The sequence below is a fragment of the Oceanobacillus sp. NCCP-135 genome, from assembly GCF_059698015.1.
This window is the reverse complement of sequence record NZ_BAAKSZ010000024.1, coordinates 37048-51397: the sequence shown is the minus strand read 5'-3', so window position 1 is coordinate 51397 and position 14350 is coordinate 37048. Positions and strand designations below refer to the sequence as shown.

Here is a 14350-nt window from a genome sequence, read left to right as displayed (position 1 = left end):
AAAATTAATTAAAGCCTTCAAACTGTTGATAATAAAGGAATTGGAAATTTATGTCACCAAACTTGGGAAATAAACTATTATTTAAACTTCTCTATGAATCAGGTTGTCGGATAGGAGAAGCATTGGGACTACGACTTATGGATTACAGCGAACCTAATCCAACGGAGCAGATAGGTACAATTTATGTAAGAAAACATAAGCCATACTATCACAAGGACCATAGCCTAAAAACGATAGAAAGAGATATCCCAGTTTCAATGGGATTAATATATGCCATAGAGGACTATGTATTATCTTTTCGACCACAAATAGGAGAGATAGATACAATATTCGTTAATCATAGCACTTCTTCAGAAGGTAAATTTATGATAAGAAGTACTGTTGAAACTATTTTCAAAGAGTTGTCTGAAGAAACAGGAATAAAATGTACCCCTCATATGTTAAGACATACTCACGGTACAGAATTAAAAGAAAGTGGATATAGTGAAGTCTACATTATGGATAGATTAGGTCATAGTTCCATTGAATCAACAAAAAAGTATATGCATATTTCCTACGAAGCCCAAGCAAAGGCGTATGCAGGATTTATGGAACAAAGAGGCGGTGATTTTGAGTAATGAAACAATCAGTAATAAGAACGCTTGATATTAAAACAGATAAATGGGTAATTGATTATCCCACAAGTTTAGGTAATACTATTTCCTTTGATTTTACATATTTGCCGAATAGCTGGTTTAAGAAGATTCAGAAGCAGATAACAATAGAATGTATGACACTTAAAAAGCCAAGTGTAGAAACTCTTAATAGATATAACAGCGGATTAAGGCGATTTTTTGAATTCTTAGAACAGTATGGGATACAATTAGACACATTCGCAGACCTAACACATCAACACACTCAAATGTTTTTATTTTATCTAAAACAACAAGATATCGCTAATTCGACAAGGCATATTTCATTATGTTCACTTAAATGGCTGGTGCAATTTGGTCGGTTATTTGAATATGATGGGTTTCCAAACAAAGAAGTGTTTGATGGAGATGAATATAAAGTAGTTAAAACGGAAGATGTACTTAAAACCAAATACATTCCAGATGATGTAATGAGACAGATTGAAGCAGCATTAAAAAGAGAAAAAAACCTAATCCTTAAATGTTTAGTAGAGATTGGTATCGATACTGGAATAAGGTTAAGTGAGGCGTTAGAACTTACAAAAGGTTATATTACTGAGGATTTCACAGGAAAGCCTGTGCTTCACGTTATTTCTCCTAAAAACAATACTGAAAGATTTATTCCTGTGTCTCAACGTGTAAAGAGAGCAGTTAAAACTCTTGAAGAGTTATCGGAAGAAGGTAGGATTGCAATCGGTTCCGATAATTTAACTGTTTATTGGTTGAAGAAAGCAAGACCTCCACGTTTTGATAGGTTGGTTCAAGGAATTTTTCGACCACAACTATATAGTTTCGTAAAAAAACATAAAATAACAGACAGTGAAGGAGATTTATACCCTTTAACTTATCACGCATTCCGTCATACGTTAGGAACAGAAATGTTAAATCGAGGTATGTCAATCTTTGAAATACGTGACTATCTAGGACATGAATCATTACATTCCACAGCTGGATATGCAAAATTAAAAAATCAAACAGTTCAAAAAGAGTATAGCAAATTAGGTTTTATTGGGATGATTGTAGAAGAAATAAGTGAAGAGTCAATGGGAAAGGGGAAGAAGTTGGATACAGACACTTTAAAAGCAGCCTCTTTACCAGACGGAGCTTGTAAAAAACCAATTGATAACCAAGGCAATATATGTGCAAGATTTAATATGTGTATTATTTGTCCCAAGTTCATTACAACTCCTGCTCATCTTCCGGTTCATAAAAGCCATTTAGAACGATTACGGGCTGATAGAGAGTTTTATATGGCTACTGAGTATATTGGTTCCCAAAATCATTTAGAAACGATAGAACATGCCTTAGAAACGATTATAGACCGATTAGAGGTGATTGGGAGTGGAAGTTAAGAATAATACAGAAAAGGTTAAAGAAAAAGCATTACCATTATTTGATTATGATCCTTCCAATCCAAAAAAGGATTTTCATTGTGGAAATAGTATGTTTTCAGATATGGAGTGGGATTTTAATGGATATGTCGATAAGAAGCATCTTAGTGGGGCAAAATTAAAAATAAAATTTTATGCATTTGAACATAAGCCAGAAATGTTAGAAGTAGTTAAATGGTTTATGCATCACGAAATGACTACAGGAGATATTTTGACTGCAAAAAGGAGCATGGATGGTATTGTAAAATACATAAAATTTATTAATGAATATGTGCCAGAGGTAGAATCATTTGCTGAAATATCCAAAGAGCTTCTTATAGCATATTTTGACCATTTACTTATTGCAAAAAGTGAAACAACGGGTAACCCTATAAGTCCTGTAACAATAAAAAAAGCAGCACTTGCGATTAAAGAAGTTCTTATTAAGGGGAGTGTAAAAGGTTGGGATGTTCCAGACGATGTTGGATATGTTCAAAGGTTGTATGATGATAAAATTATTAATAATAAAGCCCTAAAAACTGATTCAAAAAAGCAGATGAAAAAGTTGGCAGCTAAGGTTTCTGATGAAGACCTAATTGATAAAATAGTAAAAACAGCTATGAAAGATTTAGAGCAAAATAGAAATATACTTGTGGCATCGGCAACTGTCATTACATTACAACTTGGACTAAGAATAAGTGAAATCATTACGATTGAAACAGGGTGTCTAAAACCAATAGGCGGAGAAACAATGATTGATTGTGGTACAGAAAAGTTACATTCCGAACGTATTGAGGTCCTAAAGCCGGCGAACGAACTAGTTATCGAAGTTATATCCAAATTAGAAGAATATTCAATGCCATTAAGAAAAGAGTCAGGATTACCCTATTTGTTTTTAAATAGGAAAAGAAATGAGAAAGGATATCCAGTTGCACTTGTTAACCATCCTAATTGGAATAAAAACTATCTTAGACCTTGGTTAAGAGAACATCAATTTTATGATTCAAATGGTAAATTAATAGATTTTACTTCTCATACGCTTAGACATGCATTTGCTACTTATGCTCTAAAAGGTGGGGCCTCAATAGAAGTAATTTCCGAAATTATGAACCATAAAACAATACGTGGAACACAGCATTATACTCATCCAATCGAAGAAGAAGTAAAGAGACGATTTAATGAAGTTCTAAATGAAGGTGCTATATTATCTGGAAAAAAGGCACTTCAAATTAAAGATAAATTGAGGGAACATAACCCGTTTAAAGGTAAAACAACTGATCAAGTTGATAAACTTCGTAGGGCTATGAAAATCCAAGTTTTATCACATGGTTTGTGCTTACATCATCCAATGCGTAATGAACCTTGTGCTGGTGACGGAGTTTGCTTAGGATGCCGAAATTTTTTAACGACACCAGAGTTTCTTAATGTACATAAAGGGCGTTTAGAGAGAGTCAGAAATGAATTATCCAAAGTTCCAAGTGAAGGGCCTTATGAAAATAAGTTAAGAAGAATGGAATCCTATTTAGTAGATATTATTAAAGATCTTGAAAAACAGTTGAATTACTCAGGGGAAAAAGACAATACAGAATATAAAGATCCCGCTATGCTAGGGGGTTAAACATAATGGCAAATGATAAACAACAAGATATGCTTATTAGGATAGATCAGGCTATTACCAATCTAAGACGTGGAAAGAAAAAACTATCAATCTCTAAAATTGCTGAGAAAGCTGGGGTTGCAAGAAAGACTATTTATAACCACCCAGAATTAAAACAACGCTGTGATCAAGCCATACATATTCAAGAAGAGCAAAATAAAGCATTACAAGAAGTTGCAGCTGGTTCAGCTACCGAAGTTAAAAATAAGCCTCTAACTGGAAGGAAACTCCTTGAAGAACGATATAGAAAATCAAGGGAAGACTTAAAATTAGAACGTGAAAAAAATGCGAAACTGTTAGAAAATAATAGGAATTTGGTAATAGAAAAAGCTGAATTAAAGAATAGAATTCAAATGTTACAACAGAAAATAGAAAGACTTGAAGCCCAAAAGATAAAGTCTCTAAAATAAAAGGCTTTATATTGGGAGGGACTATATTTAAAAAATACTTGGAGTGGCTTTAAAAAGTTGACCCGTTTTAGCCTCTTGGGTACAGTTTCGTTATTTGGTGTTGAAAAAAATGTACAGTATAGTTTTCAGCAATGCATCAATGGAGTTCTATAAAATATCGGCAAACTTTCCTCTTCTGAGAAAGTTAATGTTGAAAAACAGAGAAACTAAGGGAGAAAGATGTCGAAATACGTAATAGTTTCCCAATTTACAGATTATTAATTTTATGGTAACCTTTGGTTAAGTAATTATACAGCATAGAAGAGTTATAATGTTTAAATTCCTAACGAAATAAAATATAGAAGGGGTGTGAGTTTTCTTGAATCTATTAAATTTTTTATCAGAATATGTTATGTACAATTGGTAACCTTCAAGTAGTTACAAAATCGTTTAATGTAAAATACGGGATTGGGGACGGATTTTAGTTGTAATCCGCAATTAAAGGCATGAAAGTTATAGCTATTAATAACAAGAGGGGGATTTAAAGATGAAAAAAATACTTGTATTTTCATTATTCACTTTACTCCTTATTACATTTGGAAATACAGTTAGTGCAGAGGAAACTGTTAAATTAGTAAATAATAATGGTTTAGAAATTCACAAAGATGAATATGATAGATTAATTAATTTAGGATTTACAGAATATGATATTGAAAATATGAACAAAGAAGAATTTGACCTTAATAAAGATTTAGTTGGTGAAGTTGTTTCCGAGTCTGTTAAATATTATGAGATTACGGAACATGACGATGAAGGTATGAATAGTTTACAAAAGTCAACAGCAAATGAGGGCATTGAGTTAAACAAAGAGGAGTATCAAAAGCGAGTAAAAGAAGCTAAAGAAGAAAAAGGGGATGTTTCATTAAATTCATCTTCAGATACTGGGTATACATCTTATAAAACTATGACAACATCTATCATTGAGTTATCGAATGGAAGATATAGAGTTCGAAATCACGTGAATTGGGATGTAATACCAAAAACAAGGAGCCATGATGTAATTGGTGCTGCAATTAACTCAAGCTTTTTTAGGCCAAGAAACGTTTCGGGTACTTATTATGGAAAACAATTTTGGACTTTAACAAATACAACTTGGGGTAAGGCTTACTATGGTAATGCAACATATAATTCCTCAAGTAGTAAATGGAATAAGGGAGGCGAAGGTTACGGTCTAAAAATGAACCTGAAGAATGATACACACTCGGCTGAAAAGGTTACAGATTTATATATGTATATGTATTATGAGGTAGAAAAAGCATCTTCTAGTGGAAATCCGAGTTACCTTGATGTGTATGGAAGATATGGTCATGCTCAAAAAAATGTCTCGGTTAACTACTCCTTTGGTATTACATGGGGATATCCAAGTATTTCCTTCTCAGGGGTTTCTAGTAGTTCATTCAGTATACAAAAGAACACTCATGCTTCTATAAGACTTTAAATAAGAGATAACTCTTCCAAGCTTATTTGTCATTAAAATAAAAAGACTGTTACAAACTTCTGTAACAGTCTTTTCTCAACTTAGAAAAAACAATAAAATAATTTTCTATAAGGAACAAAAAATTAATATCAGTTGGATCAGTTTAGTTATGTCTGATTATTTAATTCTGGATTAAAACAAATTATAAAGGACTGGTATAAATAAGGATAAAACTAAACAAACAATAGCCATCAGTTTTGACTGTTTAGTGACACGTCCATCACCTTCATGTATACTCTCAATAAAGTTAAGTGTGAAATAAAAGCAAAAAATAAATAGCAATATTGAAATAATTCCAATCAAATGAGCTGATTCTAAACCAAACATTCCACCATCTCCTTAATAACTTCAAAAAACTAATGTCATGTCTCTCTATATATTTATTTCATCTATAATATAGTATTATATAGCGAAACTCTTTAATTATTCTTTCTACTTCCATTATACCAGCCTTTTCTAAGACAAGCTATTATGAAAATAGAATGTAGATTGAGTCAATTGGTTTTTAGTGACTTATTCTTTTAACATTGACATTAGCGTTTTATTTCGTTATTATTATCTATACACACATAAACGAATTTACACACATTTTATATAAAACACACACAAAATCAGGTTTGACAAGGGAATATGTCCAATTACACACCGAACGGAGGACATAATTGCCTTTTTAGAATAGTAAAGGAGGGTCATTAATGGCAGCTCGTCGCGGACGCGCTAAGCGTCGTAAAGTGTGTTACTTCACAGCGAACGGAATTACACACATAGACTATAAAGATGTTGATTTGCTTAGACGTTTCATTTCAGAACGTGGAAAAATTCTTCCACGTCGTGTCACAGGAACTTCTGCAAAATACCAACGTAAACTAACGAAAGCAATCAAACGTTCACGTACAATGGCATTATTGCCGTTTGTATCAGAATAATAAAAGAGCCTCTAATTCATGCTTTGTGCAGGATTTAGAGGCTTTTTGTTATTTCTGTTAATTTATTGATAATATATCCTTGCGATACGTTTAAATTGATTGATGATTCTCTTCCACATAATAATTAGTTCTTCAGCAGTTTTCCTTTTTCTATCCTAATTATTCTATCGCTAATTTTTATTGCTTCCTTATAGTCATGTGTAACCGATAATTATCGGTATCTCCCACATCTCATGTAATCGGAGCAATTTATTCTGTCATCCTTCACATGTTTCTTCTTCCAGTGCGGAGCAGGGCTCGTCTAGTAGTAGTGCTTCTGGATGGTGCGTACAAGGGCAACACGCTGTTTTTCCCCTCCGGAGATTTGATGGGGATAACTATCCAGTAAATGCCCAATACCAACAGCTTTAACCAATTGATTAACTAAAGATCCATCCTTTATCCCATGCGTAATATTGCAAGTTAACATAGCATTATGATCGTATTTTACGTTTCGGATAGATCGATATGCACCATATTAATAATACAAATGTATAAACTAGGAAAACCCATAAAAATAGATCACTTATAGGAAAAAACAAGGCAATAACCGTATAAAGCAGACATGGAATGGTTGTTGTATATGCACCTATTTTCCAAAGGATGGGATAGCGTAGTTTCCGATGCATAAAGCGAGCAATCCATGATCCAATATAGGCAATGATGGAAAGCGTTAAAAAAACAATGATATTTAATGGTAAATAATAAAATATAAAGAAGTAAATAATGAGCAGAAACAAGCTCATTTCAGCCCCAGGTCCACTTGTGGCCGTTATCCTGTCAATCAATGATGGAATAGAAACGAGAAAGAGTAGAATAAACATATAGATAACCGTAAAATCCATCCCGATTCGATTAAGCTGGAACATTGCCTTTTTATTAGGTAATTTGATACTATGGATAAACGCTTGCAAGAACATCATTTTTTTCATCCTTGTTTTCATAATTATTCTATAGTCTATCTATGTAATTATAATTGATAACGATACAAAAAGCGCATGATGAAATGAAAAAATAATGACATTTCCCGATGATTGCGTTTGTAAGGAAATAGTTGGACGGGAAACGAAACACAAAAATTACAAAATATTCCCTGGGAAATATTTTTTCAGCTTTATTCGACAACCATTTCATTAGAAATCATGTTATCATATTATAATGGAAATAAAAATATAGAATCAAGCTGGTTTTTATACGCATGTAAAAGTATATATTTTTAAGAAATTAGTGTAACTAGGGTTTTCGCCATTACCCCCTGGCGATAAACCAAGTTTTCTAAGCTGAGGTGCATTAGATGGTTCAATCAAGAAAATTAACGGATGGAGCACTGTTAACTGCGATATTTATGATGCTTGTAATCGTTAGTCTATATATCCCTGTACTGGTAATTGTACTACCGCTCCCTTTTATTATATTTGCTTCAAGGTATGATTGGAAGCCGGCATTATTAATGTGGGCTGTTACATTAGTATTAACAGTCATTTTTACAACCGTTTTATCCATATCATTACCAATACTAATGGGTGTTGGTGGTTTGATGATCGGAAGTGCAATGTTTCAACAATCATCACCCTATGAAACTTGGGCTAGAGGCACAGTAGGGTTTATTATCGGGTTATTATTTGTCTTTGTATTTAGTCAGATTGTGTTTGATGTAAACTGGGTAGATGAATTCGAACAAACAGTAACAGAATCAATGGAAATGAGTACAACTATTCTAGAAAATATAGGCGTGGGAGAACAAACGGAGGAAATGAAAGAGCTTATGCAGGAGCAGATCGCTGTATTTAAGGATTTATTTCCTGCGGGTTTAGTAATGGTTGCCATTGTGATGGCATTTATTAGTCAGTGGATTGGCTATAAAGTTATAAACCGTTTGGAAAAAAAACAATTTCGTTTTCCGCCATTTCGTACACTTCGTTTCCCTGTTTCCATTGTTTGGGTATATTTTTTTGTGCTGATTTTATCGTTTTTCGACACGGATCCATCCAGTATTTTTTATACAGGCATAAATAATCTGTTTATATTAACTGGGTTATTAATGAGTTTACAGGGCTTTTCATTTATATTCTTCTATGCTCATCATAAAAAGATGTCGAAGGTTTTTCCTATTATCAGTGTAGTTTTAACATTACTTTTTCCCATGCTACTACTTTATTTAGTGCGGATTTTAGGTATAATTGATATAGGTTTTGGATTAAGGGATCGCATGACCAAGAAGGAAAAATAAACAGTTGTTAGGTAATTAGGAGCTGAATGTTATGCCAGATTTGCAAAAAAAGCCAACACTTAGCAGTCATTTATGGGTTATTTATTTGTTATCCATTATGTTGCTTGGTGTAATATGGTATTTCCAATGGGTGCTAGGGCTCATCATGACATTATTATTAGCTGCTTCCTTTTACTATAGTATTCGAACGGAAAAGACATTACTGAATGAAGCAGAGAAATATATATCTACACTGTCCCATCGGATTAAAAAGGTGGGAGAAGAGGCGTTATTGGAAATGCCGTTTGGTATTGTATTATATAATGAAGATTTTAATATTGAGTGGGCAAATCCGTATATGAATAGATTTAGTGATGAAAATGATTCAATTGTTGGAGATTCACTTGATATATTGTCTGAAAAACTTATCCCCATGATAAAGGAAGACAATAGTGAGGTTTGGTTTGAAATAGACGGATTAAAAATCCAAACAACGATTAAAAAGGAAGAACGCTTGCTATATTTGTTTGATCGGACACAGCAAGCTGAACTTCAGACCCTTTATTATAATGAACAAACGGTGTTAGCGATTATCTTTTTAGACAATTATGAGGAAATCACACAAAATATGGATGATACATTGAAAAGCCAATTGAACTCTCAAGTAACCTCTATTTTGAATAATTGGTCACACCAGAAGGGTCTTTATTTAAAGCGAACTTCGCAAGAGCGATTTTTAGCTGTTGGGACAAGAGAAATTTTGCAACAACTGGAAAATGATAAGTTTGATATTTTGGATGAGGTTCGTCAATTAAACGGGGAGCGGAATAATCCTGTAACACTTAGTATTGGTATCGGACTTGGTAATGTAGATTTACCGACACTTGGCGAGCTCGCTCAATCAAGTCTCGATCTAGCACTTGGACGTGGAGGAGATCAAGTAGCCATTAAAGATGAGGAAGGTAAAGTTCGTTTTTATGGCGGGAAAACAAACCCGATGGAAAAACGAACAAGGGTAAGGGCACGGGTGATTTCACATGCTTTAATAGAACTGGTCAGAGCTAGTAATAATGTTATGATCATGGGGCATAAATCACCAGATATGGATTCCATTGGTGCTGCAATCGGTATTTTAAATATTGCTAAATCAAACAATGTAGAAGGTCATATCGTATTTGATCCAGACGATGTCGATACAGGTGTCTTTCGTCTGGTGCAAGCAATTAGGCAAGATGAAGATTTATGGCAACACTTTATTGAACCTGAAGAAGCAGAAGCAATTACCGGAAGTAGAAGCTTAGTTGTTGTTGTTGATACACATCGTCCTTCAATGGTTGCGAATGAGAATCTTTTAAAGCAAACAGAATACAAAGTTGTTATTGATCACCATAGGCGTGGCGAAGAGTTTATTGGCAATTCAACATTGGTATATATGGAACCATATGCTTCATCAACAGCAGAGCTTGTTACAGAGCTATTGGAATATCAGCCAAAAGGAATAAAACTGAAAAGATTAGAAGCTACTGCGCTATTGTCTGGCATCATTGTTGATACAAAAAGCTTCACATTACGAACAGGTTCAAGAACCTTTGATGCAGCTTCCTATTTACGTTCCAAGGGGGCTGACACCGTATTGGTTCAGCAATTTATGAAAGAAGACATCGCTCTCTATGTGAAACGAAGCAAATTAATTGAGCGAACTGTTATTTATCGAGATACCATTGCCATATCCAAGGCAGATGCCGGTCAAACCTATGGGCCTGTATTGATTGCTCAAGCAGCAGATACACTCCTTACTATGACTGGGGTTAGAGCCTCTTTTGTTATCTCTGAGCGTGCAGATGGCAGAATTGGGATCAGTGCACGTTCTTTAGGTGAAGTCAATGTACAGGTAATTATGGAAAAAATGAATGGTGGAGGCCATTTAACAAATGCAGCCACCCAAATTGAAGACACGACACTTGATGATGCTGAAGGCTTGTTAAAAGACATACTTGCTGATTATTTTGAAGGGAGAGAATTGGAATGAAAGTAATTTTTTTAAAAGACGTTAAGGGTAAAGGCAAAAAAGGGGACGTGAAAAATGTTTCAGACGGATATGCACGAAACTATTTATTGAAAAATAAAATTGCGGAAGAAGCAACACCAGGCAATTTGAAAGCATTGGATGCAAAGAAGAGAAAGCATGACCAATTGGAACAAAAGGAAAAAGAAGAAGCGATCGATTTAAAAGATACATTAGCGGATCTTACTATCGAATTAAAAGCCAAAGCAGGGGATGCTGGACGTCTATTTGGTTCGATTACCAGTAAACAAATTGCGGAAGTACTGGAAAAAGAATATGGTTATAAAATTGATAAACGAAAAATTGAATTAGACCAGCCAATTCGTGCATTAGGTTATACAACAATACCGGTTAAGCTGCACCCAGAAGTTTCCGGTTCAATAAAAGTTCATGTTACTGAAAAATAAATTGTTTTTTCAGAGGAAAAATTGTTCCATGGATAAGGGAGGGAACCTCGAGCGATGAGTGAAGCATGGACTGATCGTAGACCACCACATAATATAGAAGCAGAGCAATCTGTAATAGGTGCTATATTTTTAGAACCGGAAGCATTTTCAACGGCGTCTGAACTACTGGTGGCAGAGGACTTTTACCGGGCAAGTCACCAGCGTATTTTTGCAGGCATGATGCATCTTACAGATAAGGGCGAGCCGATAGATGTTGTTACTGTAACGTCTTATTTATACAATTTGAAGCAGCTTGATGAAGTCGGTGGGGTAGCATATCTCTCTGAATTAGCTGAGAGTGTGCCCACAGCTGCTAACATTAAATATTATAGTAAGATAGTGGAGGAAAAGGCATTACTTCGCCGTTTGATACGTACTGCCACAGATATTGTTACATCCGGCTTCGAAAGGGAAGAGGAAGTAGAGGATGTATTAAATGATGCAGAGAAGAATATTCTTGAAGTATCCGGGCGCAAAAACTCAGGCGCATTTAAAGCGATTAAAGATGTTTTAATCGATGTGTATGATAAAATTGAGCAGCTCCATAATCAAACCGGAGAAACGACTGGTATTCCGTCTGGTTTTCGCGATTTAGATCGTATTACTTCCGGCTTTCAAAGAAATGATTTAATTATTATCGCGGCACGTCCATCTGTTGGTAAAACAGCATTCGCTTTAAATATTGCTCAAAGTATAGCAGTAAATACGGATGAAAATATTGCTATTTTTAGCCTGGAAATGGGAGCAGATCAGCTCGTACAACGGATGCTCTGTGCAGAAGGAAATATCGATGCACAACGTTTACGAAGTGGGCAGCTGCAGGCAGATGACTGGAGTAAACTGACGATGGCAATGGGAAGCTTGTCAAATGCAGGTATTTTTATTGATGATACTCCCGGTATACGCGTTAACGAAATTCGCTCAAAATGTCGTCGGTTAAAACAGGAACACGGGCTTGGAATGATATTAATTGATTATTTACAGCTTATCCAGGGGAATGCGAATTCTCGTGAAAATCGACAACAGGAAGTTTCAGAAATCTCGCGTTCATTAAAAGGACTGGCACGTGAATTAAACGTACCCTTAATTGCTTTATCACAGTTATCCCGTGGAGTTGAATCCAGACAGGATAAGCGTCCAATGATGTCGGATCTACGTGAATCAGGAAGTATTGAGCAGGATGCAGATATCGTGGGATTCTTGTATCGTGATGACTATTATGATGCAGAATCAGAGAAACAGAATATTATAGAAATTATTATTTCCAAACAACGTAACGGTCCAATTGGTAACGTGGAATTGGCGTTTGTGAAGGAATATAATAAATTCGTAGACTTGGATCATCGTTATCAGGAAAGTGATGTACCACCTGTTCCGGTTTAAGCATAGAGAAGCAGCCTTTGAAGGACTATTGCATTCGTTTGGTTTCTTAGAACTAAGGAAGGGAGATCACCTTTCCTGCGTGCGACGTGATTTTAGGGAAGCTTTCCTTGGGTTCAAATCTTCACTGCGACGAATTTTTCGGCCTTTTTATCCCCCTTTTTGAACATGTGCTAAAAGGCTGGTGATGACTTAATAAATCATTATACTATTTCAAGGCAGGGATTTTTAGATCTTGCTACTTGGAACTTAGGCTAAATAAAACATTATACGATGGTGAAGGAGTTCTCTTAATGTAGGGGACTTCTTTTTACAATGATAGGTATAAAATTCACCAGTATTTTTACCGATAACAGGCAAAGTTGAGAGAGAAGCTTATGAAGTTAAGAGATGTATGCAATAAGTTGAGAGAGAAGCTTATGAAGTTGAGAGATGTATGCAATAAGTTGAGAGAAGAGCCTATGAAGTTGAGAGGTAATTATAAATTCCCTTGTTTTCTCTCCACTTTTACCCAGTTTCTCTCAACTTTGCTGTTTTATCTCTCAACTTTCATCTCTAATTAGGATGGTCATTTCTCCAGCACCCCAGCATTTCAGCACTTCACCATTTGTAACTAATTGCGGCTCTTACGCATTTATCGATATTTGGGTATCCTCAGCAAATTTATTAATTATCTAGTATCCCTTTGGACATAATGACTCTACTATTTTTTCACACCGTTTTATGCGTAAGAGCCCTAATTGCTCTCGACCCCGTTCTTAATGTATATTTACGTGTATTATTTATTTTTTTTTCATCTTACAACGATAGGCTTTTCCGGTAAAATGAAGGAAAAAACTAGCTATCCAAGACATTTTAACTAAAATAAGATAAAATAGACAAGAAGCATTTTAAATACAACAAACGATTCAACGATAGATCAACTTTTTATCATGTAAAATAAGGATGTGGCCATGATGAGTCAGAAAATTTTAGTAGTAGATGATGAACAGCCAATTACAGATATATTGAAATTCAACTTAGAAAAAGAAGGATACCAGGTGGTAGTAGCTAATGATGGTGATGAGGCAATTTCGCTTGCTGAAAGTGAAAATCCTGATTTAATATTATTGGATCTTATGCTACCGAACAAAGATGGAAATGAAGTTTGTCGTGAAGTGAGAAAAACCCAGACAATGCCGATTATTATGCTTACAGCGAAAGATACGGAAATTGATAAAGTGTTAGGGCTTGAACTTGGTGCGGATGACTATGTGACAAAGCCTTTCAGTAATCGGGAGTTGATTGCTCGAGTAAAGGCTAACTTACGCAGACAGCAGGTGCCTGATGATGCGGTTAAGACAACAAAGGATATAGTTATCGGTTCACTTGTGATTCATCCGGATGCTTATGTCGTCTCACGAGATGGAGTACAAATTGAATTAACCCATCGTGAATTTGAATTATTACATTATTTAGCACGTCACATCGGACAAGTAATGACCAGGGAACATTTACTGGAAACCGTTTGGGGCTATGATTATTTTGGAGATGTACGCACCGTTGATGTAACAGTAAGAAGGCTTCGTGAAAAAATTGAGGAGAGTCCTAGTAATCCAATGTGGATTGTAACCCGCCGTGGTGTTGGATATTATTTGCGTAATCCTGATCAGGAGTAGTTG

General features: G+C 35.1%; 14 protein-coding genes. 11 read left to right on the top strand and 3 right to left on the bottom strand.

Annotated features, from left to right (window positions below; translation table 11 throughout):
* The first annotated feature begins 50 nt into the window (after positions 1–50).
* The 5 genes from AC6HVZ_RS15395 to AC6HVZ_RS15375 all read left to right on the top strand — a co-directional run bounded on the left by AC6HVZ_RS15395 (position 51) and on the right by AC6HVZ_RS15375 (position 5585).
* The gene (locus AC6HVZ_RS15395; RefSeq protein WP_497559065.1) at positions 51–617 is read left to right on the top strand and encodes a site-specific integrase; all 567 of its coding nucleotides are present in this window, start codon (positions 51–53) and stop codon (positions 615–617) included.
* Entirely contained in the window at positions 617–2023 is a 1407-nt protein-coding gene (locus AC6HVZ_RS15390; protein WP_497559064.1) for a tyrosine-type recombinase/integrase, read from the top strand. Before AC6HVZ_RS15395 ends, AC6HVZ_RS15390 begins: the two co-directional genes overlap by 1 nt.
* Positions 2013–3659, top strand: a complete 1647-nt coding sequence (locus tag AC6HVZ_RS15385) for a tyrosine-type recombinase/integrase (RefSeq protein WP_497559063.1) — start codon at positions 2013–2015, stop codon at positions 3657–3659. Before AC6HVZ_RS15390 ends, AC6HVZ_RS15385 begins: the two co-directional genes overlap by 11 nt.
* 5 nt (positions 3660–3664) lie before the next feature.
* Entirely contained in the window at positions 3665–4108 is a 444-nt protein-coding gene (locus tag AC6HVZ_RS15380; RefSeq protein WP_497559062.1) for a DUF6262 family protein, read from the top strand.
* A 526-nt stretch (positions 4109–4634) separates the two neighbouring features.
* Positions 4635–5585 (top strand): hypothetical protein, encoded by a 951-nt coding sequence (locus AC6HVZ_RS15375; RefSeq protein WP_497559061.1) that lies wholly within the window; start codon positions 4635–4637, stop codon positions 5583–5585.
* 171 nt (positions 5586–5756) lie between these two features.
* Here AC6HVZ_RS15375 and AC6HVZ_RS15370 read toward each other — a convergent pair whose 3' ends face one another.
* Positions 5757–5951: a hypothetical protein gene (locus tag AC6HVZ_RS15370; RefSeq protein WP_497559060.1), complete on the bottom strand. Its 195-nt coding sequence runs from the start codon at positions 5949–5951 to the stop codon at positions 5757–5759.
* Between the two features lie 368 nt (positions 5952–6319).
* Between AC6HVZ_RS15370 and rpsR the strand changes: the two genes are divergently transcribed.
* On the top strand, positions 6320–6550 hold the full coding sequence (gene rpsR, locus AC6HVZ_RS15365; protein WP_390364252.1) for a 30S ribosomal protein S18: 231 nt from the start codon (positions 6320–6322) through the stop codon (positions 6548–6550).
* 301 nt (positions 6551–6851) lie between these two features.
* Here the strand turns inward: rpsR and AC6HVZ_RS15360 are convergent, their stop codons facing one another.
* Positions 6852–7019 (bottom strand): hypothetical protein, encoded by a 168-nt coding sequence (locus AC6HVZ_RS15360; RefSeq protein ID WP_497559059.1) that lies wholly within the window; start codon positions 7017–7019, stop codon positions 6852–6854.
* A gap of 4 nt (positions 7020–7023) precedes the next feature.
* On the bottom strand, positions 7024–7512 hold the full coding sequence (locus AC6HVZ_RS15355) for a DUF1189 family protein (protein ID WP_497559058.1): 489 nt from the start codon (positions 7510–7512) through the stop codon (positions 7024–7026).
* Positions 7513–7883: 371 nt separating this feature from the next.
* Here AC6HVZ_RS15355 and AC6HVZ_RS15350 point away from each other — a divergent pair, with 371 nt between their 5' ends.
* The 5 genes from AC6HVZ_RS15350 (at position 7884) to yycF (ending at position 14347) form a co-directional block, all read left to right on the top strand.
* The gene (locus tag AC6HVZ_RS15350; RefSeq protein WP_497559057.1) at positions 7884–8819 is read left to right on the top strand and encodes a YybS family protein; all 936 of its coding nucleotides are present in this window, start codon (positions 7884–7886) and stop codon (positions 8817–8819) included.
* Positions 8820–8850: 31 nt separating this feature from the next.
* Positions 8851–10827 (top strand): DHH family phosphoesterase, encoded by a 1977-nt coding sequence (locus AC6HVZ_RS15345; RefSeq protein WP_497559056.1) that lies wholly within the window; start codon positions 8851–8853, stop codon positions 10825–10827.
* A complete protein-coding gene (gene rplI / locus AC6HVZ_RS15340; protein WP_497559055.1) occupies positions 10824–11270 on the top strand; it encodes a 50S ribosomal protein L9 in 447 nt (148 codons plus the stop codon). The genes AC6HVZ_RS15345 and rplI overlap by 4 nt, the downstream gene beginning before the upstream one ends.
* A gap of 54 nt (positions 11271–11324) precedes the next feature.
* Positions 11325–12692 carry a replicative DNA helicase gene (gene dnaB / locus AC6HVZ_RS15335; protein WP_497559054.1) on the top strand — a complete coding sequence of 456 codons (1368 nt, stop codon included), beginning with the start codon at positions 11325–11327 and terminating at the stop codon, positions 12690–12692.
* Between the two features lie 953 nt (positions 12693–13645).
* On the top strand, positions 13646–14347 hold the full coding sequence (gene yycF / locus AC6HVZ_RS15330; protein ID WP_497559053.1) for a response regulator YycF: 702 nt from the start codon (positions 13646–13648) through the stop codon (positions 14345–14347).
* Positions 14348–14350 lie beyond the last annotated feature (3 nt).